Annotated in this window: 19 protein-coding genes and 1 riboswitch; of the genes, 10 read left to right on the top strand and 9 right to left on the bottom strand. The window is 71.5% G+C overall.

Features of this window, described 5'->3' with window-relative positions; genetic code table 11:
* Positions 1-2: 2 nt before the first annotated feature.
* Positions 3-788 (bottom strand): ABC transporter ATP-binding protein, encoded by a 786-nt coding sequence (locus tag ACH499_RS09630; protein WP_399014540.1) that lies wholly within the window; start codon positions 786-788, stop codon positions 3-5.
* Positions 789-1,047: 259 nt separating this feature from the next.
* Between ACH499_RS09630 and ACH499_RS09625 the strand changes: the two genes are divergently transcribed.
* Together ACH499_RS09625 and ACH499_RS09620 are read left to right on the top strand one after the other, a co-directional pair.
* Positions 1,048-2,076 carry an ABC transporter substrate-binding protein gene (locus ACH499_RS09625; RefSeq protein WP_399014538.1) on the top strand — a complete coding sequence of 343 codons (1,029 nt, stop codon included), beginning with the start codon at positions 1,048-1,050 and terminating at the stop codon, positions 2,074-2,076.
* A 47-nt stretch (positions 2,077-2,123) separates the two neighbouring features.
* Complete coding sequence (locus tag ACH499_RS09620) at positions 2,124-2,972, top strand: ABC transporter permease (protein WP_356201030.1); 849 nt, start codon at positions 2,124-2,126, stop codon at positions 2,970-2,972.
* Between the two features lie 98 nt (positions 2,973-3,070).
* Here the strand turns inward: ACH499_RS09620 and ACH499_RS09615 are convergent, their stop codons facing one another.
* Positions 3,071-4,561: a long-chain fatty acid--CoA ligase gene (locus ACH499_RS09615; RefSeq protein WP_399014536.1), complete on the bottom strand. Its 1,491-nt coding sequence runs from the start codon at positions 4,559-4,561 to the stop codon at positions 3,071-3,073.
* 297 nt (positions 4,562-4,858) lie between these two features.
* On the opposite strand from ACH499_RS09615, the gene ACH499_RS09610 reads away from it, so the two are divergent.
* From ACH499_RS09610 to ACH499_RS09585, 6 genes are all read left to right on the top strand, one after another.
* Positions 4,859-5,881 carry an AraC family transcriptional regulator gene (locus tag ACH499_RS09610; protein WP_399014534.1) on the top strand — a complete coding sequence of 341 codons (1,023 nt, stop codon included), beginning with the start codon at positions 4,859-4,861 and terminating at the stop codon, positions 5,879-5,881.
* A 168-nt stretch (positions 5,882-6,049) separates the two neighbouring features.
* Entirely contained in the window at positions 6,050-7,114 is a 1,065-nt protein-coding gene (locus tag ACH499_RS09605; protein WP_356201034.1) for a 3-keto-5-aminohexanoate cleavage protein, read from the top strand.
* Positions 7,114-8,085 (top strand): quinone oxidoreductase, encoded by a 972-nt coding sequence (locus tag ACH499_RS09600; protein WP_356201035.1) that lies wholly within the window; start codon positions 7,114-7,116, stop codon positions 8,083-8,085. Before ACH499_RS09605 ends, ACH499_RS09600 begins: the two co-directional genes overlap by 1 nt.
* A gap of 17 nt (positions 8,086-8,102) precedes the next feature.
* Positions 8,103-9,020 (top strand): TauD/TfdA family dioxygenase, encoded by a 918-nt coding sequence (locus ACH499_RS09595; RefSeq protein ID WP_356201037.1) that lies wholly within the window; start codon positions 8,103-8,105, stop codon positions 9,018-9,020.
* Between the two features lie 63 nt (positions 9,021-9,083).
* A complete protein-coding gene (locus tag ACH499_RS09590) occupies positions 9,084-10,403 on the top strand; it encodes an MFS transporter (RefSeq protein ID WP_399014532.1) in 1,320 nt (439 codons plus the stop codon).
* Positions 10,400-10,990 (top strand): RBBP9/YdeN family alpha/beta hydrolase, encoded by a 591-nt coding sequence (locus ACH499_RS09585; RefSeq protein ID WP_399014530.1) that lies wholly within the window; start codon positions 10,400-10,402, stop codon positions 10,988-10,990. Before ACH499_RS09590 ends, ACH499_RS09585 begins: the two co-directional genes overlap by 4 nt.
* A gap of 55 nt (positions 10,991-11,045) precedes the next feature.
* Here ACH499_RS09585 and ACH499_RS09580 read toward each other — a convergent pair whose 3' ends face one another.
* On the bottom strand, positions 11,046-12,239 hold the full coding sequence (locus ACH499_RS09580; RefSeq protein WP_399014528.1) for an MBL fold metallo-hydrolase: 1,194 nt from the start codon (positions 12,237-12,239) through the stop codon (positions 11,046-11,048).
* 163 nt (positions 12,240-12,402) lie between these two features.
* Here ACH499_RS09580 and ACH499_RS09575 point away from each other — a divergent pair, with 163 nt between their 5' ends.
* Positions 12,403-12,984: a carboxymuconolactone decarboxylase family protein gene (locus tag ACH499_RS09575; protein ID WP_356201046.1), complete on the top strand. Its 582-nt coding sequence runs from the start codon at positions 12,403-12,405 to the stop codon at positions 12,982-12,984.
* Positions 12,985-13,068: 84 nt separating this feature from the next.
* On the opposite strand, the gene ACH499_RS09570 is transcribed toward ACH499_RS09575, so the two are convergent.
* Both ACH499_RS09570 and ACH499_RS09565 read right to left on the bottom strand, forming a co-directional pair.
* Complete coding sequence (locus ACH499_RS09570; protein WP_399014758.1) at positions 13,069-13,854, bottom strand: SGNH/GDSL hydrolase family protein; 786 nt, start codon at positions 13,852-13,854, stop codon at positions 13,069-13,071.
* A gap of 225 nt (positions 13,855-14,079) precedes the next feature.
* Positions 14,080-15,021, bottom strand: coding sequence for a peptidoglycan DD-metalloendopeptidase family protein (locus tag ACH499_RS09565; protein WP_399014526.1), 942 nt, complete (start codon positions 15,019-15,021; stop codon positions 14,080-14,082).
* Positions 15,022-15,025: 4 nt separating this feature from the next.
* Positions 15,026-15,183, bottom strand: a riboswitch (cyclic di-AMP (ydaO/yuaA leader).
* Positions 15,184-15,622: 439 nt separating this feature from the next.
* On the opposite strand from ACH499_RS09565, the gene ACH499_RS09560 reads away from it, so the two are divergent.
* Positions 15,623-16,420 carry a tyrosine-protein phosphatase gene (locus ACH499_RS09560; RefSeq protein ID WP_356201050.1) on the top strand — a complete coding sequence of 266 codons (798 nt, stop codon included), beginning with the start codon at positions 15,623-15,625 and terminating at the stop codon, positions 16,418-16,420.
* A 39-nt stretch (positions 16,421-16,459) separates the two neighbouring features.
* On the opposite strand, the gene ACH499_RS09555 is transcribed toward ACH499_RS09560, so the two are convergent.
* The 4 genes from ACH499_RS09555 to dxs form a co-directional block, all read right to left on the bottom strand.
* A complete protein-coding gene (locus ACH499_RS09555) occupies positions 16,460-16,582 on the bottom strand; it encodes a DUF6126 family protein (RefSeq protein WP_356201051.1) in 123 nt (40 codons plus the stop codon).
* Positions 16,579-17,220 (bottom strand): XRE family transcriptional regulator, encoded by a 642-nt coding sequence (locus ACH499_RS09550; protein WP_356201053.1) that lies wholly within the window; start codon positions 17,218-17,220, stop codon positions 16,579-16,581. Before ACH499_RS09550 ends, ACH499_RS09555 begins: the two co-directional genes overlap by 4 nt.
* A gap of 64 nt (positions 17,221-17,284) precedes the next feature.
* A complete protein-coding gene (locus tag ACH499_RS09545) occupies positions 17,285-18,670 on the bottom strand; it encodes an aspartate aminotransferase family protein (RefSeq protein WP_399014524.1) in 1,386 nt (461 codons plus the stop codon).
* Positions 18,671-20,587, bottom strand: coding sequence for a 1-deoxy-D-xylulose-5-phosphate synthase (gene dxs / locus ACH499_RS09540; protein ID WP_399014521.1), 1,917 nt, complete (start codon positions 20,585-20,587; stop codon positions 18,671-18,673). It lies immediately after the preceding gene.
* Positions 20,588-20,608: the final 21 nt, after the last annotated feature.

The following is a 20,608-nucleotide window of genomic DNA, read 5'->3' as shown; positions in this document are numbered from 1 at the left end:
GGTCAGAGTCCTTCCCCGGCGGCCGGTGCCGACATGTCCCGTTCCATCAGCAGCTCGTGCAGGCCGGCGCTGTACCGGGCCGCTTCGCCGAGATACGCGGTGCGGCCCGGCGTCCTCGGCCGGGGGATGCCGATGCCGACCACCTCGCGGATCCGGCCCGGGCGCGGGCTGAGCACCACCACGCGGTCGGCGAGCAGGACGGCCTCGTCGATGGAGTGGGTGACGAACACGACGGTGACGGAGTTCTCCATGTGGAGCCGCTGGAGCTCCGCCGCGAGTTCCGCGCGGGTGAGCGCGTCGAGGGCGGAGAACGGCTCGTCCATGAGCAGCACGCGGGGCTCCCCGATCAGCGAGCGGCACAACGAGACGCGCTGCTGCATGCCTCCGGAGAGCTCGTGCGGCCGGTGCTTCTCGAAGCCGCCGAGACCGGCCGTCTCCAGCAGCCGGTGCGCCCTGGCCCGCTGCCCGGCCCCGCGCCCGCCGGCGATCTCCACGGGCAGCAGGACGTTGTCGAGAACGGACCGCCAGGGAAGCAGGGCCGGCCGCTGGAACAGCATGGCGACGTCCCGCCGGGCTCCCCTGACCGGTTCGCCGCCGACGGTGATCTCTCCCTCGGAGACCGGCAGCAGTCCGGCGATCAGCCGCAGCAGTGTGGACTTGCCGCACCCGGACCGGCCCACCACGGCCACGAACTCGCCCTCCCCGACGTGGAGATCGATGTTCTGGAGTGCCACCGTGGAACCGGAACGGCCGGTGAAGGTCCGGGACACGCCGGTGAGTCCGATCATCCGGCGCTCTCCCCCATCCAAGGACGATGAACAGCTACGGCCGCAACCTCACGCCTCGTCAGGTTAGCCGGATCGTGCGGCCGGCGGTACCCGTCGTCCCGTCGGCGAATTCCCCGCACCTGATTCCGGACGGCGCGGGGTTCTCGTACCCTGTCTCGCGCGACGTGTCATGTACTCCGGCGGTTCCGTTACGCCGTCCTGTGCTCGACTACCCCTCCGCTGGGGCAGGCCGGCGGTCGGAAAGGACAACACGGTGCACATGAACAGACTCGCCCGTACGGTCGCCGCGACGGCCCTGGCCACGGCTCTGGCGCTCGTGTCGGGGTGCGGCGATTCCGACTCCGGCACGTCCGCGCGCGGGGACGGCCCGTCGTCGGAGAAGGTGACCTACCTGACCTCGTTCGGCAACTTCGGCCGGGACGCCTACGTCTGGGTGGCCAAGGACAAGGGGTACTTCGAGGAGGCCGGCTTCGAGGTGGACATCAAGCCGGGCCAGGGCACCGGCAGCGTGATCCCGGCCGTCGTGAGCGGCCGGGCGCAGTTCGGCCCGATCGACCTGACGGGCGGTCTGCTGCAGATGGGCAGCGGTCAGGCGGAGGGCTTCGTCGCGGTGGCCGCCGTCCAGCAGCGCACGATGGCCGCGATCGCCACCACGGAGGGCACGGGCATCGCCTCCCCGAAGGACCTGGAGGGCAAGCGTCTCGCCGACACCCCGGGCTCCGTCGTACGCAGCCTCTTCCCGACGTACGCCCGGCTGACCGGGGTGGACGCCGGCAAGGTGAGCTGGGTCAACGGCGACGCGCAGACCCTGATGGGCACGCTCGCCGGCGGCTCGGTGGACGGCATCGGACAGTTCGTGGTGGGCAAGCCGACCGTCGAGGCGGTGACCGGGAAGAAGGCCGTCCTGCTGCCGTACAGCGACGCGATGCCCGATCTCTACGGGAACGTACTGATCACTTCGGCGAAGACCGCCCAGCAGAATCCGGAGATGGTGAAGCGGTTCACCGCGGCGCTGCTCAAGGGCCTGGAGTACGGCCTCGCCCACCCGCAGGAGGCCGCCGGGATCCTCAAGCGGAACGTGGACGTCACGAACACCGCCTCCGCGGCGGCCGAGTTGGAGCTGATGGCCGAGTACGTCACGCCCCCCGGCTCCGGCTCCGCGATCGGGACCCTGGACGAGGGTCGGGTCTCCAAGAGCATCGCGATCCTCGAGGACGCGGGCGCTCTCCCGCACGGCGGCATGACCCCTGAGCGGATCATCGACTTCGGCCTCGTACCGAAGGGCTGATCACACTGTCCGCCCGAACGGGCACCGGGCGGTCCGAGGAGGATGGGATGACCGAACTCTCGCCGCCGCGGCAGATCCCGGCACCGGGCCGGGAGCCGGTGTCCGCGCGGCGGTCCGGCCTGCCGCGGGGGACCGGTGCCGGCACCGTGCTGCTGCCGGTGGCCGGGCTGCTGGTCACCCTCGGCACGTGGTGGCTGCTGACCTCGGTCCTGAAGGCCGTCCACCCGGCGGTGCTGCCTCCGCCCGGTGACGTGCTCTCGGCGTTCGCGGCGGCCCCGGCGCGGTTCCTGGAGCACACCGGCGACACCACGGTGGAGACCCTCGCGGGCTTCGCGCTCTCCACCGCCTGCGGGGTGCTGATCGGGGTCTCGCTGGCCGGCTCGCCGTTGCTGGAGCGGATGTTCATGCCGCTGCTGGTCGCCGTCAACGCGGTCCCGAAGATCGCCCTCGGGCCGCTGCTCGTCGGAGCGCTCGGATGGGGGCAGAAACCGGTCCTGACCATGGTCTTCCTGCTCTGCTTCTTCCCGATCGTGCTCTCCACCGCGACCGGCCTCGTGTCGACCCCGGCGGACCTGGTCGAGCTGGCGCGCTCGCTGGACGCCTCGCGCTGGCAGACGTTCCGGAAGGTCCGCCTGCCCGCCGCGCTGCCGCAGGTCTTCGTCGGGCTGAAGGTCGCGCTGCCGCTCGCCGCGATCGGCGCGGTCATCGGCGAGTTCCAGGCAGGTGAGAGCGGGCTGGGCTATCTGATCGTGCAGGCCGGCGGGGTCGGCGACACCGCCACCGCCTGGGCGGCGATCATCCTGATCGGGTTGATGAGCGTCCTGCTCTACTTCGCGCTGGTGCTGGTGGAACGCTTCGCACTGCCCTGGGTCCGGGAAACCACCTCGCGCGGCTGATCCCGGCCGACCGGTGCGCGGGCTCCGCCCCGGCCCGGCGTCCCGCCCACGGCTCCGCCGGGCGAGGGCCGGGACCGCTCCACGGGCAGGTGCCCCCGTCACCGGTCGGCGGAGAGTTCCCGCTTGAGGATCTTGCCCGTCGCCCCTTTGGGCAGTGCGTCCACGATCCGCACGACACGGGGGTACTTGTAGGCGGCGACGCGCCGCTTCACGAAGTCACGGATGTGTTCCGCCTCGGCCCGGGCTCCCGCACGCAGGCTGACCACCGCGGTCACCTCCTCGCCATGGGTTTCGTGCGGCACACCGATGACGGCGGCCTCGGCCACCGCGGGGTGTTCGTGGAGCACCTCCTCGATCTCACGGGGGTACACGTTGTAACCGGCGCGGATGATCAGGTCCTTCTTCCGGTCGACGACGAAACAGTAGCCGTCCGCGTCCACGCGGCCGAGGTCCCCGGTGTGGAGCCACCCGTCGCGCAGGACCTCGCTCGTGGCGTCGGGGCGATTCCAGTAACCCTTCATGACGTTCTCGCCCCGGACGACGATCTCGCCGACCTCGCCCGTGCGCACCGGCGTACCGTCGTCCGCGACGACGCGGAGCTCGACGCCGCTGACGGGCAGTCCTACGGAGCCGGGCCTGCGCGGGCCGTCCGGCGGGTTGAACGTGGCGACCGGAGACGTCTCCGAGAGGCCGTATCCCTCCAGCACCACGACGTCGTGGCGCCGTTCGAAGGCATGGAGCGTCTCGACCGGCAAGGACGCGCCACCGGAGACGGCGATCCGCAGGTCCTGCGGCCCGGAGCCGTCGGCGGTCCCCGAGTGCAGCAGCGCCGTGAACATCGTCGGGACTCCCAGAAAGAGCGTGACCTTGTCGCGCGCCATGATCCGCAGTGCCTCGGCCGGGTCGAACCGCGGAAGCAGCGTGAGCGTCGCGCCGGAACCCAGCGCGGCGTTGAGTGCGCAGGTCTGGCCGAAGGCGTGGAACAGCGGCAGTCCGCCGAAGACCACGTCGTCCCGGCTGATACGCAGGACGGTGCGCGCCGTCGTCAGCGCGTTGGTCATGAGGTTGCGATGGGTCAGTTCGGCGCCCTTCGGGGAACCGGTCGTCCCCGAGGTGTAGAGGATGACCGCCGTGTCGTCGTCGGCTCGTTCGGCGACGGCGGATTCGGGCTCGGTGTCGCGCAGCAGCCGCTCCCACTGCGTGGTTCCGACGGTCAGCCACGCGACTCCCGTGCGCCGCGCGGCCTCTTCCACCTCCCCCGCGCACGAAGGCGAGGCCAGCACGAGGCCGGGCCGCGAGTCACCCAGCACGAAGGCCAGTTCGCGGGCCTTGAGCAAGGGGTTCAGCGGGACCACCACGCCGCCTGCCCTGAGGATGCCGTAATAGGCGACCGGGAACTGGACGACATTCGGGACGGCCATCGCCACCCGGTCGCCGGGCCGGACTCCGCGCTCGCGCAGCAGCCGGGCGAACCGTGCCACCGCGTCGTCGAGTCGGGCGTACGTGAGGAGCGTTTCCCCCTGTCTCACCGCCGGGCCGTCGCCACGGGCCCGGGCGGACTCGGTGAGAAGGGTGACGAGGTTGGTCATGCGACTCCTCCGGAGCGTTCGCGGTGGTAGTGGGTCGAAGCCACTCGCCGTCGGGCCTCGTCCGGCCGGCCTCGGGCACGAGCCGGCCGCCGGGCGGGGTCTGCCCTCCGCCCGGCAGACCTCGGGTCCGACGGCTTGTCATCGGGCCTTGGGGCCGTTTTCCTTGCGGTCGGTACGCCGAAGATCCCACCCTCGTGTCAGCGCGTGGTGCAGAACGCTAGGTCGTGGCCCGGCTCAGCGCTTGCCCCGAGGTGACGTGAGACTTATCCATCGGGGACACAGTCCAGGAGCGCGCGCATGAAGCCTCTCGTCCGCAATGCCGCACTGAACGGTTACGTCCAGCTCGCGGAGTCGCTCGGCATCGACGCACACACCCTCATGCGGGGCGTGGGTCTCGCCCCCGGCGAGCTCACCCGCCAGGACCGATGGATCCCGGGGATCGCCGTGGCCCGGCTCCTGGAAGTGTCGGCGGCGACAGCACACCGGGAGGACTTCGGTCTGCTCCTGGCGCGACGGCGGCGGTTCTCCAACCTCGGCCCCATCAGCCTCGTGGCCCGGGAGGAGCCGACCGTCCGTGACGTGCTCACGCTCCTGATCCGCCACGAGGACACGTACAACGAGATGCTGCACGGCCGTCTCGACGAGGCGGAGGGCCGGGCGACCCTGAAGGTGGGGCTGGAACTGGGCAGACCCATGGCCGCCCGGCAGGCCACGGAACTGGCCGTCGGGGTCTTCCACCACGTGCTCCGGGAGGTCCTCGGCGACCGCTGGCAGCCGATCGCCGTCTGCTTCACCCACGGCGCGCCCACCGAACTCGCCACGCACCGCCGCGTGTTCGGCCCGGCGGTCGAGTTCGGCCGGGACTTCAACGGGATCGTGCTGCGCGCCGCTGACCTCGACGCGCCCAACCCCCAGTCGGACCCGTTGCTGCACGCCTACGCCCGGGAGTACTTCGAGTCGGTCACCGAGGTGCGCGAGGCGGCACTCCCCGACCGTGTCCGGGAACTGATCGAGGTCCTGCTGCCCACCGGGCGCTGCTCCATCGAGGAGGTCGCGCGCAGCCTCGGAGTGGACCGCAGAACCGTCCACCGCCGTCTCGCCTCGGCCGGCGAGACCTTCTCCTCCCTCCTGAACGCCACGCGCGCCCAGCTCGCGGAACAGCTCGTGGCCAATGAGCGGCGCTCGCTGACCGAGATCTCGCTCCTTCTCGGCTTCTCCGCGCCGAGCGGGTTCTCCAGGTGGTTCCGCGAGCAGTTCGGCTGCAGTCCCCGCGCGTGGCGCGCGCAGCGCACGGTGTGCGCGGCTCCTGTCCCCAAGTGACAAGTCGGCTGTCCCCTTCGGTTAAGCGGGCCGTGCAACCGGTCCTTAACGTTGCCGTAGCGCGAGAGAAAGCCCCAGGTGGGCGTGGCGACACCGGGCCCAGGCCCACCGGTCCCGCGCGCGGACCCGGCGGTCGAGTGCTTCCCGCTGTTCCGAAGGAGACGGATCATGCATTTCTTCGACGACTCCCTCTACCCCGAGAACCAGGAGAAGTTGGTCATCCAGGCGGCGCCCTACGGGCCGGAGTGGCTGCCCGGGGACGCCGATGATCTCCCCCTCACGATGGACGAGCACGTCCAGGCGGCCGTGGACTGCTACAACGCGGGAGCCACCGTGCTCCACATCCACGTGCGCGAACTGGACGGTCACGGCTCCAAGCGCATGTCGATGTTCAACGAGTTGATGGCGAGGCTCCGTGAGGCCGTGCCGCACATGGTGCTGCAGATCGGCGGCTCCATCTCGTTCGCCCCCGAGGACGAGGGCGGCGACGCGAAGTGGCTCAGCTACGACACCCGGCACATGCTGGCGGAGATCACGCCACGGCCGGACCAGGTGACCATCGCGATCAACACGAACCAGATGAACATCGTCGAGATCTTCGACGACGCGGACATCGAGGGCACGTCCATCGCCAAGCCGGCCTACTACCAGGCGTACCGGGACATGGTGGTCGAGGCGGGACCCGGCTTCTACCTCGAACACCTCGAGCGGCTGCGGGCGAGCGGCATCCAGCCGCACTTCCAGCTCGCCAACCTGGCACAGCTCGAGACCGTGGAGCGCCTGATCCGCAAGGGCGTGTACCAGGGCCCGATGGTCCTCAACTACGTGGCCATCGGCGGCGGCTTCGCCGGCCGTCACCCCGCCGACCTGATCGAGTTCGTACGCCGGGTTCCCGACGGTGCCGTCCTGACCATCGAGGCGTCGATGCGGGCCGTGGCGCCGATGAACGCGATCGGCATCGCACTGGGGGCCCACGTCCGCGTCGGCAACGAGGACAACCTGTGGCGCGGCAAGGGCGAGCGGATGTCGTCCGTGCAGCAGGTCGAGCAGATGGTCGCGATCGCCGACGCGCTGGGCCGCGAGGTGGCCTCCGGACCCGAGGCACGTGAGATCTACAAGCTCGGCGAGTGGTACGGGGACACCGAGTCGACGCTGGCCCACCTCGGCATGGTCCCCAACCGGCGTCCCGGCCGCCGCGGCTCGATGCTGCGCGACGTCGAGGGCGGTGTCTGATGGCACACGCCGTCCGCTTCCACGAGACCGGCGGCCCGGACGTCCTGCGCTGGGAGGCGGTCGAGGTGGGCGATCCGGGGCCCGGTGAGGTGCGCGTCCGGCACCACGCCGTGGGGCTGAACTTCGCCGACACGTATTTCCGCACCGGCCTGTACCCGGCGCCGCTGCCCTCGGGTCTCGGTGTGGAGGGCGCGGGTGTGGTCGAGGCCGTCGGGGCGGGCGTCACGGAGTTCGCCGAGGGCGACCGGGTCACCTACACCGGCAGCCCGCTGGGCGCCTACAGCACCGAGCGGGTGATGCCCGTCGGCTCCCTGCTCAAGCTGCCGGACGCGATCGGCTTCGAAACCGCCGCGGCGATGACGATGCGGGGCCTGACCTCGGCGTACCTGCTGCGCCGCATCCATCCGCTGCGGGCCGGCGACGCCGTGCTGCTGCACGCCGCCGCCGGTGGTGTGGGGCTGATCCTCACCCAGTGGGCGAAGCTCCTCGGCATCACCGTCATCGGCACGGTCTCCACCGAGGAGAAGGCGGCCGTGGCCCGTAGCCACGGGTGCGATCACGTCATCCACTACCGGCGCGAGGACGTCGCCGAGCGCGTCCGTGAGCTGACCGGTGGCGAGGGTGTCGCCGTGGTCTTCGACAGTGTCGGCAAGGACACCGTGGAGGGATCGATGGCCTCCCTGCGCCGCCGCGGACTGCTGGTGTGCTTCGGCACGTCCTCGGGGGTACCGCCCCTCGACGCCATGCAGCTGGTCCTCCACGGCTCGCTGTTCGTCACGCGGCCGGCGCTGGCGGACTACATCGCCGAGCCCGCCGAGCGGGCTGCGCTGTCCCAGGAGCTGTTCGGGCACGTGGCGGCGGGCCGCATCAGGATCGAGGTCAATCAGCGCTTCGCGCTCGACGAGGCGGCCCGGGCCCACCGTGCCCTCGAGGCCGGCCGCACGACAGGGTCGTCCGTCTTCGCCCTCTGAACCCCAGGAGTGAACCCATGCCCCAGAGTGCCCGGACACGGCGTGCCACCCCGGCGCTGGTCCGCCCGGAAGTCCTCCGTACCTCGATCACCGTCGAGCCACTGACCTGCACCCTCGGCGCCGAACTCGGCGGCGTGCACCTCGGTGACGTGGCCCGCGACGACGACCTGTTCGCGCAGATCAGGCAACTGCTGCTCCAGTACAAGGTCCTGTTCGTCCGCGACCAGGACATCACGCGGGCCGAACACGTCGCCTTCGCCCGCCGGTTCGGCCCCCTGGAGGACCACCCGGTGGCCGGCAGCGACCCCGAGCACCCCGGCCTCGTCCGCATCTACAAGGACCTGGACAGCAAGCCGGAGCACTACGAGAACGCCCTGCACTGCGACGCGACCTGGCGGGAGAGCCCGCCCATGGGGGCGGTGCTGCGCTGTGTGGAGACCCCGCCGGTGGGCGGCGACACCATCTGGGTCGACATGGCCGAGGCGTACCGGCGTCTGCCCGAGCGGGTGAAGGCGCGGATCGACGGGCTGCGCGCCCGGCACAGCATCGAGGCGACCTTCGGGGCCGTCATGCCGGCCGAGCAGCGCCGTCGTCTGAAGGAGCGCTACCCGGACCCGGAGCACCCGGTGGTCCGCACCCACCCGGAGACCGGCGAGAAGATCCTCTTCGTCAACGCCTTCACCACGCACTTCGTGAACTACCACCGGCCCGAGAACGTCCGCTTCGGACAGGACTACGCGCCCGGCGCCGCCAACCTCCTGACGTATCTGATCAGCCAGGCGGCGGTCCCCGAATACCAGGTGCGCTGGCGCTGGACCCGGAACAGCGTCGCCGTGTGGGACAACCGCTCCACCCAGCACTACGCCGTCCAGGACTACTGGCCCGCGGTCCGCAAGATGGAACGCGCCGGCATATCGGGCGACCGGCCCTTCTGACCTCGCGGCCGCGGCGGCCGTCATCCGTCCTGACCTCCCACCGGACACGAAGAGGTGGCGCCCATGGGGCAGCTCGCTGCCGGCACCACGGTACTCAAGACGTCTCCCACCCCGCCGGCCGTGTCACGTCGCTACGCCTGGCTGGTGTTCACCCTGAGTTTCGCCCTGCTGCTGTCCGACTACATGTCGCGGCAGGTCCTCAACGCCGTCTTCCCGATGCTCAAGGCACAGTGGCTGCTCTCCGACGGTCAGTTGGGCTCCTTGAGCGGCGTCGTCGCCCTGATGGTCGGTGTGCTGACGTTCCCCCTGTCGCTGCTCGCCGACCGCTGGGGCCGGGTACGGACACTGGTGGTGGCGGCCACCGTCTGGAGCGTGGCCACCCTGGGCTGCGCCGTCTCGGCGGGCTACGGCCAGATGTTCGTGGGCCGGTTCGTCGTCGGCATCGGGGAAGCGGCGTACGGCAGTGTGGGCATCGCCGTCGTCCTCAGCGTGTTCCCCGTCGCCCTGCGGGCCACGCTGGCCGGGGCCTTCATGGCGGGCGGGTCCTTCGGCTCCGTCCTCGGTGTCTCGATCGGCGGCGTCGTCGCGCAGGCGCACGGCTGGCGTTGGGCGTTCGGGGTGATGGGCCTGTACGGGCTCGCGCTGGCCTTCCTGTACGCGCTCGTGGTCAAGGAACGCCGGATCGGCGCGGGTCCCGCGCTTCCCGTCGAACGTCCGCCCGTCCGGCCGCAGTTGCCGAAACTGTTCTCCTCGGTCTCGGTGATCTGCGCCTACGTCGGCAGCGGCATGCAGATGTTCCTGGCGATGGCCCTGCTGACCTGGATGCCCAGCTATCTCGACCGGTACTACGGCCTGCCGACGGCCGAGGCGGGACTGGCGGCCGGGGTGTTCGCCCTGATCGGGGGCACCGGCATGATTCTCTGCGGCGCCGTGTCCGACCGTGTCGGCCGAACGGCCGTGATCCGCAAGTGGACCGTGGCGATCGCCTGCAGCCTCTGCTCCCTCGTGCTGCTCACCTCGGGCTTCCTGATGCCGGCCGGGCCGGCGCAGCTCGTCCTCGTCGGCGCCGGCACGCTGGTGGCGGCCGGCACCGCGGGGCCGGCCACGGCGATGGTGGCGAGCCTGACCCCCGCCGCCATCGCCGCGACGGCGTTCGCCACGCTCACCCTCGCCAACAGCCTGCTCGGCCTGGCGCCGGGCCCCGCGGTGACGGGCTTCCTCGCCGACCACCTGGGCCTGCGCGCCACGTTCCAGGTGATCCCGCTCGTCGCGCTCCTGGGCGCCGCGGCCTTCGCCATCGGCAGGACGACATACGAGAAGGACCTGCGCCGGCTCGGCGGTCCGTCCGCCCCGGCGCCCGAGACCCCGGAGGCACAACGATGACCGAAGGCGACCGCGCAACCGTCGTGATCGTCCCCGGTCTGCGCGACCACGTGAGTGATCACTGGCAGACCCATCTCGCCCAGCAGCTCCCCCGTACCCGGACCGTCCCTCCGCTGGAACAGGACAGGCTCAGCCGGTGGGCGCAAGTGGCGGCGCTGCAGGAGGCGTTGAGCGGCCTGTCCGGTCGGGTGCTGCTGGCAGCGCACAGCGCGGGGGTCCTCACCACCGTCCACTGGGCACGTCAGCACGGCGGCCTGGGGATCGACGGCGCGCTCCTGGTCGCCCCGCCGGACTTCGACACGGCCCTGCCGGACGGTTACCCGTCCCCGCACGAGCTCAGAGAGCACGGCTGGTCGCCCGTGCCACGGCTGCGGCTGCCCTTCCCCAGCATCGTCGCGGCCGGCAGGAACGACCCCTTGGCACGGTTCGCGCGCGTCGCCGAACTGGCTCGCGACTGGGACAGCCGCCTGGTCGGCCTCGGCCCGGCGGGACACGTCAACCCCGCCGCCGGTTACGGCCCTTGGCCCCGCGCGGTCGAGTTGCTCCGGGAACTCGGCCTCGAACAGGAGTCGTCCACGTCCGCCTGACGCCGCCCGGCTCCTCCCCGGCTCGCCCCGCCCGATGCCCGGCCTCCGGCAGACGTCACCTCTCGCCCGCGAGGTCGAGATCACCCCGGCTCGCCTCGGCCGCGCCCTCGGCACGCCGGGCTCGGCGCCACGGGTGGGCCAACGGCTGGGACACCGCCCGCCACCAGGGCTCCTTGGGCAGCCTCCCCGCCGGTTCGAACGGCTCCCCCGGCCGCGGGAACGCGACCGCCTGGCCGGCCTCCACGGCGGAGTCCTTCGTCCACTCCGCCGGCTCCGCCCACGCGTGCGGCGCCAGGTTGAACGTCCCCCAGTGGATCGGCAGCAGGACACCCCCCGGCCGCCCGCCCTGGAGATCGAGGTGGGCCCGCACACCCTCCTCCGGGGTCATGTGGATGTCCGGCCAGAAGTCGGAGTACGCGCCGAGCTGGATCATCGTGGCGTCGAACGGGCCGTGCGCGGCGCCGATCTCCCGGAAGCCGTCGAAGTAGCCCGTGTCCCCGCTGTGGTACACGCGGTGCCGCTCACCGGCGACGACCCAGGACGCCCAGAGGGTGTGCTGGGTGTTGCGCAGCCCGCGTCCGCAGAAGTGGCGGGCCGGGGTGGCGGTCAGGGTGAGACCGCCGACGCGCGTCGACTCGTGCCAGTCGAGTTCGCGCAGCCGCGCGGGGGACACGCCCCAGTGCTCCAGGTGGGCGCCGACGCCGAGCGGCACGGCGAACAGGGTGTCCGTGCCGGCCAGCGCCTTGATCGTGGGCATGTCCAGGTGGTCGTAGTGGTCGTGGGAGATGACGACGACGTCGACCGGCCCGAGGGAGGCGAGGGGCAGCGGCACCGGATGCAGCCGCTTGGGGCCGGCGAAGGGGAAGGGGGAGCAGCGCTCGCCCCACACGGGATCGAACAACACCCGCTGCCCGTCGATCTCGGTGAGCACGCTGGAGTGCCCCGCCCAGGTGATCCGCAGGCCGGAGGCGGGCGGCCGGGTCAGGTCGGCGAGCGTGGTGGCGTGCACCGGGACCGTGCCGAGCGGGGCGCGGCCCAGCCGGGACGCCCGGTCGAAGTAGACCTTGGCGAACTCACGGGCCGATCCCGAGGGGCGGGTCCTGGCGGCGCCCCCGGGGTTCTGGAAGACGCCGTCGCGGAAATGCGGCGACCTGCGGATACGCGCCATGCGCTCACCGCCCGGGTCCGCTCCGAAGGCCGCGGGACGCGGCACACGGAACCCGGTGCGCGGGGATCGGGGACCGGCCACGGAACCTCCAGGTGGAGTGGGTCAGGTGATCGTCGTCGGATCTTCCGACAACACCTCGAACGACGGATGTCACATCCGTGTTCCCTCCGTCCGTCGTACCGGTGTGGGCACCCGGAGAGGGGGCCCGGAAGAGAACGGCACGACGGACAGGAAGGTGGCCGCCATGGCCCGCGTATCCCTCACCCCGCCCCGGACGCTCCTGCTGCGCGCCGCGGAGTGGTACTCCCGGCGCGCCTACGGCAAGACCCTCGATCCCGCCAAGGCGCTCGCGCACAACCCGCGCGTGCTCTGGGGCGACCTGCGGTTCGAGCAGTCCGTGGCCAGGTGGAACAAGCTGGACGCCGATCTGAAGGCGCTCGCGGTGATGGCCACGGCCGCGTCGATCGGCTGCTCCTGGTGCATGGACTTCGGCTACTGGGTGAGCGCCGGGCGCGGCATGGACCGGCGCAAGCTCCACGACGTTCCGGTGTGGCGCGACAGCGACGCCTACACGCCGCTGGAGCGGGACGTCATGGAGTACGCCGAGGCGGCCACGGCGACCCCTCCCACGGTCGACGACGATCTCGCCGAGCGGCTGCGGACCGAGCTGGGCGAGCCGGCGTTCGTGGAGCTGACGGCCATGGTCGCGGTGGAGAACCTGCGGTCCCGTATGAACGCGGCCCTCGGCCTCACCAGCCAGGGCTTCAAGGAGTCCTGCGACCTGCCCGCGCCGGGCCGCACGCGGGAGACCACCTCGGCGGACTGAGGAGGGTGGCCGGGAGGTGCCCTCGGTGATCCGTGCCGTGGGCACCTCCCCGTCCGGGCGGCCCGGGGCCCGCCTCGCCCGCGGTCAGGCCACCGCCGCGATCCGCATCTTGATGTCGTCCGGCGACAGCGTCCCCTTGGCGGTGACGTGGTCCCCCGAGGAGACCCCGCGCAGCCGGCGTCCGATCCACGGCACCAGGTACTCGCGGGCCCACTGCACGTCGTCCCGCCGGCCGTCGAGGGTGCCGCGCGGCGGCAGCGGGGGCCAGGGCTGCTCCGGATCGGCCGGGACGGGCAGGCCGAGGGCCTGGCCGGCGCGCAGCGCCACGCGGGTGTGTCCCTCGGCCGACAGGTGCAGCCGGTCGGCGTCCCACGCCCTGCGGTCCTGGACGCTGCGCAGCGACCACAGGTCGAGCACCGGGCAGCCGTAGCGGTCGGCGACGGCGCGGACGTGCCCGTTGTACGTGGCGATCTTGCCGCGCAGATGCTTGAGGACGGGCACTCCGCGGGTGTCGAAGCCGGTCGTCACGAGGACCGTGTTCGCGGTGGCGGCCAGCGCGGCCACCGCCCGCTCGAAGCGCTCGGCCACCTCGTCCGGGTCGGTGCCGGGCCGGATGATGTCGTTGCCGCCCGCGCAGAAGGAGACGAGGTCCGGCGCGAGTTCCACCGCCCGGGGGACCTGCTCCGCCACGATCTGGTCGAGCAGCCTGCCGCGTACGGCGAGGTTCGTGTACGTGAAGTCGCCCTCGGGGCGCCGGTCGGCGAGCAGGACGGCGAACCGGTCGGCCCAGCCGACGAACGCCCCGTCGGGGCCGGGGTCGCCGACGCCCTCGGTGAAGCTGTCCCCCACCGCCACGTACGACCCGATCACTGCTCTGCTGTCACTCTTCGAATCGTCTGCCACATCGGCTCATGATTCACCGTGGAATGTGACCTACGCGACCGTAGGAAGGGGTTGACGGGCGGTGAGAAAGGCCACTCCTAAAGTGTTCGCCAACTCAGGAATAAGCGCCCGGGGATGGCGGGAGCACCGAAGGCCGGACCCGGGGATCGGGGTCCGGCCTTCGGTGGCGCGGGGTCTGCGCGGAAACCGTCGTCAGACGGAGACGCCGTGCGAGCGCAGGTAGGCGATCGGGTCCACGTCGGAGCCGTAGTTCGGCGTGGTCCGGATCTCGAAGTGCAGGTGCGGTCCGGTCACGTTGCCGGTGGCACCGGAGAGGCCGATCTGCTGTCCCGCGGTCACGGACTGGCCGGCGGAGACGGAGATCGAGGACAGGTGGGCGTACTGGGCGTAGTAGCCGTCGGCGAGCTTGATGACGACCTGGTTGCCGTAGGCGCCGCCGGGGCCGGCGGAGACGACGGTGCCCGCGGCGACGGCCTTCAGGGAGGTGCCGGTCGGGACGACGAAGTCGGTGCCGGTGTGGTAGCCGCTGGACCACATGCTGCCGGACTGGTGGTACGGGGTGCCGAGGGCACCGGCCACGGGAGCGGTGTAGCCGCTGGTGGTGCCGGCGGACTGGGTGCTGGTGTTCGAGGACTGCGAGGAGGCGGTCTTCGCCTCCGACGCCTTCTCGGCGGGCTTCTCGGCGGACTTCTTCGCCTCGGCGGGCTTCTCGGCGGGCTTCTCGGCCGTCTTCGGCGCGGACGAGGACGACTTGGCGGTGTCCGCGGCCTTCGCGCCGATCGACAGCTTGAGGCCCGGGTGGATCAGCGACGGGTCGGAGCCGACGGCCTCGCGGTTGTCCGCGTAGAGCTTCTTCCAGCCGCCGTCGACGTGCTGCTCGGCGGCGATCTTCGAGAGGTAGTCACCGCTCTTGACGGTGTAGACGTGCGAGGCCGAGCCCTTGTCGGCGGACTTCTGCGCGCCGGCCGGGGTGGACTGCACGGACTGGCCGGCGACGGAGTGCGCGGGGGCGGCGTGGGCGCCGGCGGCACCCAGCAGCGGGAGGGCGATCGCGGCGCCACCGGTTCCGGCGACGGCGATGGTACGGGCGAGGCGCTGGGCCTTGGTACGGCGGTGCTTACCCTTCGCGGGCATGGCGAATTCCTCTCCGGCGCCTGCGAGGTGAGCTGTCGGGTGCGGACTGGAGATGCCCGGCCGCGTCATGACGCGGCTTTACCCCGAGCCGTTCCGGGAACCGGAACAGGCGGTATTACCTGTGGGTCCCCCGCTCCTGCCGTGTACGGGTGGTGGATGAATGCGGGCTCCGGTCGGCGGCAGGATTAGGCGTCCGTCCGGATCGGTGGTGAACGTAAGGGACCGGGACACGAATGGACAAGCGAGGGGTACCACGGACAGGTGTTTCCCTTGATCCAACAAGGGAATGGGCGGTCACACTCCGTCGATTCCGGCGGCGCGCCTTTCCGTGAACCCGCTTGAGAAACACCTGAATTACGTGAACATGACGGGCAACGCACGGTCACCTTTATGACGCTGCTCACGCGGCCACATTCCAGCTCCCCTTATTTCCCAGCGAGTTGGAACTAAGGCGCCAATTCGGACAGAAGGCTCAGATGGGCTGCATTCGGGCCTCCTTGTGCCCTGCGGGCAACTCATTGCCGCAGGCAAGGAATGCCGTATCGTCGGCTGGGCGCCCGTCGGCGAGCAGCGCCGGCGGGATGGAACGTGAGGAGCCCCCGTGACGCAGCAGGTCCCGTCGACCGAACCCGAGCTGACCGGTGTGCGCAACTTCCGGGACGTGGGCGGACTGCCGACCGTGGACGGACGGCGGGTGCGCCCGGGCGTGCTGTTCCGCAGCGGGCACCTCGCGCACGCCACCGCGGAGGACGCGGCGTTCCTCGCCTCACTGGGCCTGCACACGATCTTCGACTTCCGCAACGCGGCCGACCAGAGGCTCGAGGGCCCGGACGTCGAGCTGCCGGGCGTGCGCAACGTGAATCTGCCGCTGAGCGACCCGGCCGACGGCGCGGAGTTCTGGACGATGGTCCGCGACGGCGACCTCGACCAGCTCCGCGAGATCCTGGCGGACGACCGGGCCGCGAACCGGATGATCGCCTCCTACCGCTCGATCATCAAGGAGCGCACGGCGGAGCACTCGCGCGTGCTGCACTCGCTCGCGGAGGACAGCGTCCCCGCGCTGATGCACTGCGCGGCCGGCAAGGACCGCGCGGGCCTGTCGATCGCGATCACCCTGCTCGCCCTCGGCGTGGAGCGCGACGCCATCGTCGAGGACTACCTGAAGTCGAACGCCAAGCACCGCCGCTACAAGGTGCGCCGCAGCGGCTCGGCCGCCTCGGCCTACTCCCCCGAGGTCATGGAGCTGCTCAGCCCCCTGTTCGACGCGCGCGCCGAGTACCTGGCGGCGGCGTTCGAGACCGTCGACGAGACCTGGGGCGGCGTGGAGACGTACCTGGAGCAGGGCCTCGGACTCACACCGGCGACCCGTGAGCGGCTGCGCGAGCGGATGCTGGCCTGAGCCGTCCGCCCGCGGTCCGCTACTTACTGGCTCCCACCTCTACTTACTGGCTCCCACCTCGAACAGCAGGTAGAGGAAGCCGCCGAAGACGTGCCCGAGGGCGATGTAGATGAAGAGCCGCACCCACAGGGCGCGCGGGAACTTGTCCTGGATCGTGCTCATGGCATCTCTCCGGCGGTGTGAGGGAGGGTGGTGGCGGGCCCCAGGCACAGCGTCGCCGTGGGGCTCTGCAGCAGAGTGTGGACGAAGAGGATCTCGAGCCCGTCGGCGTCCTGGGCCGCGATCCGGTGCGGGGTCAGGGAGTCGAAGTGGGCACCGTCGCCGGGACCGAGCACATGGACGGCGTCCCCGAGGCGCAGCCGCAGCCGGCCCCGCAGGACGTGGAGCCACTCCTCGCCGGGATGCACGCGCACGATGTCGCCCTGGGTACCGTGCGGCACCCGGACGCGCAGGGCCTGCATACCGCGGCCGGACCCGCCGGCCTGCCAGTACGTCCAGCCGCCCGCGACCGTCGGCTCCATGTCGGCGGCCCGTACGACGGCGTCCCGGTCCACGGCCGTCTCGCCGAGCAGGGCGGACACGGTCGTACCATAGACGCGCGCGAGCGCGAGCAGCATCGGCAGGGAGGGCTGGCGCTGCCCGGTCTCCAGACGGGAGAGATGGGCGGGCGACAGTCCGGCGGCGCGGGCCGCGGCCTCCAGGGTGAGGCCCGCCCGGCGCCGCAGGGCGCGGAGCTGCGGCGCGACCACGGAGGGCACGGCCTCGGCCGGTCCCTCCGGTGGCTCGTTCGAGGAGGTCATACCTCCATTCAGCCGGAAGTTTGCCCCTAAGGCAATTCTGTTGCCTCACAGGCAAAGGCCGCCGCTAGTGCTGCGCCACCGCCTGTTTGACCAGCGTCTTTCCGAAGTCCCAGATCAGGCCGCCGCCGTTGTGCGCGTCGTCCATCACCTCGGTGAACGCATCGACGAACCGGTCGGCGTCCGCCGTGTCGATGATCAGCGGCGGGATGAGCTTGATCACCTCCAGGTGGTCGCCGGACACCTGCGTCAGGATCCGGTGCCGTTGCAGCAGCGGCACGACCACCATCTGCGCGAAGAGCCCCTTGCGCGCGGCCTGCAGCATCGTCCAGCGGCTGCGCAGCCTCAGCGACCGCGGCCGGCCGAACTCGATGCCGATCATCAGTCCCCGGCCCCGGACGTCGGCGAGCAGTTCGTAGCGGTCCATCAGCCCGGACAGCCGGGACATGAGCCGCTCGCCCACGGCGGCCGCGTTGGCGACGATCTCCTCGTTCTCCATCACGGAGAGCACCGCGAGCCCGGCGGCCATGGCCTGCGCGTTGGACCCGAAGCTCGCCGAGTGGACCAGCACGCGGTCCATCGAGGAGTACACCTTCTGGAAGATCCACTCCTTGCCGAGCGTGGCCCCCACCGGGACATATCCGCCGGACAGTGCCTTGGCCACGCACACCAGGTCCGGTTCGACGCCGTCCTCGTGCTGGTAGGCGTAGAACTTCCCGGTCCGGCCGAGGCCCGTCTGCACCTCGTCGGCGATCAGCAGGGCCTTGTGCCGGTGCAGCAGCTCCTGCGCGGCCCGCAGATAGCCCGGCGGGGCCTCGTGGACGCCCTTGCCCTGGATCGGCTCCACGATCAGCGCCGCCACGTCCCCCTTGCCCAGCTCGCGGGCGAGGGCGTCCAGGTCGCCGAGCGGGACGGCGGTGTCGGGCAGCAGCGGGGCGAAGCCGTCCCGGAACCCCCTCTCTCCGTTGACGGACAGCGAGCCGGTGGTCAGCCCGTGGAAGGCGTGCACGCAGTACAGGATCCTCGGTCGGCCGGTCGCGTACCGGGCGAACTTCAGCGCCGTCTCGACCGCCTCCGTGCCGCTGTTGCCGAAGAAGACCCGGCTCAGGTGAGGGCTGTACGACAGCAGCCGCTCGGCGAGCAGTCCGGGCAGCGGCGGGCAGTCGAACCGGGTCAGGTCGGCCAGGGAGGCGTCGAGGACGTCGTGCAGTGCCTTGCGGACGACGGGGTGGTGGCGGCCCAGGCCCATCACCGCGAACCCGGCGAGCATGTCCAGGTAGTCGTTGCCGTCCGCGTCCCAGAAGTGCGCGCCCTCGGCCCGCTCGTAGACCTTGTCGAAGCCGATGGTGCGCAGCATGCGCGGCAGTTGGTGGTTGAGGTGCTTGGCGTGCAGCTCGTACCGCTCGGCGCCACGCTCGGCCAGCAGCGAGCCGAGGTCGAACTCCTTGGTCATTCAGTTCTCTCCTTGCCCAGGCATGACGGTCGCCTCCTCGCCGGCCGCTTCCCGCACGGCGAGGGCGGCGCTGATCCGGCCGGCGATCTCGACCGGGGTGAGACCGATGTCGGCGAGCACCTCGGAGCGCTTGGCGTGCGCGAGGAACTGCTCCGGGATGCCGAACCTCCGTACGGGTACGTCGACTCCGGCGTCGCCGAGGGCCAGCGCCACCGCGGAGCCGACCCCGGCGGCGCGGCTGTTGTCCTCGACGACGGCCACCAGGCGGTGCCGGGCGGCCAGGGGCGGCAGCGCGGGATCCACGGGCTTGACCCAGCGCGGGTCCACGACGGTGCACCCGATGCCGCGGGCCTCCAGCAGCTCGGCGGCCGCGAGGCAGACCGGCGCCATCACGCCCACCGCGACGAGCAGCACCTCGGGCCGCTCGGCCGTGTGCAGGACGTCCACGCCGCCGACCCGGTCCACGGCGGGCACGGCCGGTCCGACGGACTCCTTCGGGAAGCGCAGCAACGTCGGCGCGTCGTCCACGGCGACCGCCTCGCGCAGCTGGGCGCGGAGCTGGTCGGCGTCGCGCGGGGCGGCGATGCGCAGTCCGGGGACGACCTGGAGGACGGACATGTCCCACATGCCGTTGTGCGAGGGCCCGTCGACGCCGGTGACGCCCGCCCGGTCCAGGACGAAGGTGACACCGCAGCGGTGCAGGGCGACGTCCATCAGGAGCTGGTCGAAGGCCCGGTTGAGGAAGGTGGCGTAGACGGCGACCACGGGATGAAGGCCGCCGGTGGCGAGGCCGGCCGCGCAGACGGCCGCGTGCTGCTCGGCGATGCCGACGTCCCAGACCCGGCCGGGGAACCGCTCGGCGAACGGGCCGAGGCCGACCGGGTGCAGCATCGCCGCGGTGACGGCCACCACGTCGGCGCGCTCCTCGCCGACGCGCACCATCTCCTCGCCGAACACGGACGTCCAGGACGGTCCGTCGGACGGGGTGAGCGGAGCACAGGTCAGCGGGTCCATCGCGCCGACGGTGTGGAAGTGGTCGGCCTCGTCGCGCAGGGCCGGTTCGTAGCCCCGGCCCTTCTCGGTGAGGCAGTGCACCAGCACCGGCCCGTGGAAGCGCTTGGCGCGTCGCAGCGCCGACTCGACGGCGCCGATGTCGTGTCCGTCGACGGGGCCGACGTACTTCAGGCCGAGGTCCTCGAAGAGGCCCTGCGGGGCGAAGGCGTCCTTGAAGCCCTTCTTGGCGCCGTGCAGGGCCTCGTAGACGGTGTTGCCGACGACGGGCGTGCGCTGGAGCACGTCCTTGCCCCAGGCGAGCACCCGCTCGTAGCCGTCGGTGGTGCGCAGCGCCGCGAGGTGGTTGGCGAGGCCGCCGGTGGTCGGCGCGTAGGAGCGCTCGTTGTCGTTGACGACGATGATCAGCGGCCGGTCCCGGGCCGCCGCGATGTTGTTGAGCGCCTCCCAGGCCATGCCGCCGGTGAGCGCGCCGTCGCCGACGACCGCGACGACGTGGCCCCGCTCCCCCCGCACCTGGCGGGCCTTGGCGAGGCCGTCTGCCCAGCCGAGCGCGGTGGAGGCGTGGCTGTTCTCGATGACGTCGTGCTCGGACTCCTCGCGCGAGGGGTAGCCGGACAGTCCGCCCTTTCCGCGCAGCTTGGAAAAGTCCTGACGGTCCGTCAGCAGCTTGTGCACATAGCTCTGGTGGCCGGTGTCCCACAGGATGCGGTCGGCCGGTGACTCGAAGACCCGGTGCAGGGCGACGGTGAGTTCCACCACCCCCAGATTGGGTCCGAGGTGACCGCCGGTGCGGGCCACCGCGTGCACCAGGAATTCACGTATCTCGTGGGAGAGTTCGGCGAGTTGTGCCCCGGACAGCGCCTTCAGGTCGCGTGGTCCCCGGACGGTCTCCAGAATCGTCACGCTCGTGCCCCCTTCGGTCCG

Source organism: Streptomyces sp. NPDC018947 (assembly GCF_044390505.1).
Classification (GTDB): domain Bacteria; phylum Actinomycetota; class Actinomycetes; order Streptomycetales; family Streptomycetaceae; genus Streptomyces.
Note: the sequence above shows the minus strand (reverse complement) of the source record. Positions and strands in the feature narration are given on the sequence as shown.

Excerpts from the sequence above, each read along its gene's own strand:
- ACH499_RS09630 (WP_399014540.1), bottom strand. The coding sequence starts at position 788 with ATGATCGGACTCACCGGCGTGTCCCGGACCTTCACCGGCCGTTCCGGT.
- ACH499_RS09625 (WP_399014538.1), top strand. The coding sequence starts at position 1,048 with ATGAACAGACTCGCCCGTACGGTCGCCGCGACGGCCCTGGCCACGGCT.
- ACH499_RS09620 (WP_356201030.1), top strand. The coding sequence starts at position 2,124 with ATGACCGAACTCTCGCCGCCGCGGCAGATCCCGGCACCGGGCCGGGAG.
- ACH499_RS09615 (WP_399014536.1), bottom strand. The coding sequence starts at position 4,561 with ATGACCAACCTCGTCACCCTTCTCACCGAGTCCGCCCGGGCCCGTGGC.
- ACH499_RS09610 (WP_399014534.1), top strand. The coding sequence starts at position 4,859 with ATGAAGCCTCTCGTCCGCAATGCCGCACTGAACGGTTACGTCCAGCTC.
- ACH499_RS09605 (WP_356201034.1), top strand. The coding sequence starts at position 6,050 with ATGCATTTCTTCGACGACTCCCTCTACCCCGAGAACCAGGAGAAGTTG.
- ACH499_RS09600 (WP_356201035.1), top strand. The coding sequence starts at position 7,114 with ATGGCACACGCCGTCCGCTTCCACGAGACCGGCGGCCCGGACGTCCTG.
- ACH499_RS09595 (WP_356201037.1), top strand. The coding sequence starts at position 8,103 with ATGCCCCAGAGTGCCCGGACACGGCGTGCCACCCCGGCGCTGGTCCGC.
- ACH499_RS09590 (WP_399014532.1), top strand. The coding sequence starts at position 9,084 with ATGGGGCAGCTCGCTGCCGGCACCACGGTACTCAAGACGTCTCCCACC.
- ACH499_RS09585 (WP_399014530.1), top strand. The coding sequence starts at position 10,400 with ATGACCGAAGGCGACCGCGCAACCGTCGTGATCGTCCCCGGTCTGCGC.
- ACH499_RS09575 (WP_356201046.1), top strand. The coding sequence starts at position 12,403 with ATGGCCCGCGTATCCCTCACCCCGCCCCGGACGCTCCTGCTGCGCGCC.
- ACH499_RS09565 (WP_399014526.1), bottom strand. The coding sequence starts at position 15,021 with ATGCCCGCGAAGGGTAAGCACCGCCGTACCAAGGCCCAGCGCCTCGCC.
- ACH499_RS09555 (WP_356201051.1), bottom strand. The coding sequence starts at position 16,582 with ATGAGCACGATCCAGGACAAGTTCCCGCGCGCCCTGTGGGTGCGGCTC.
- ACH499_RS09550 (WP_356201053.1), bottom strand. The coding sequence starts at position 17,220 with ATGACCTCCTCGAACGAGCCACCGGAGGGACCGGCCGAGGCCGTGCCC.
- ACH499_RS09545 (WP_399014524.1), bottom strand. The coding sequence starts at position 18,670 with ATGACCAAGGAGTTCGACCTCGGCTCGCTGCTGGCCGAGCGTGGCGCC.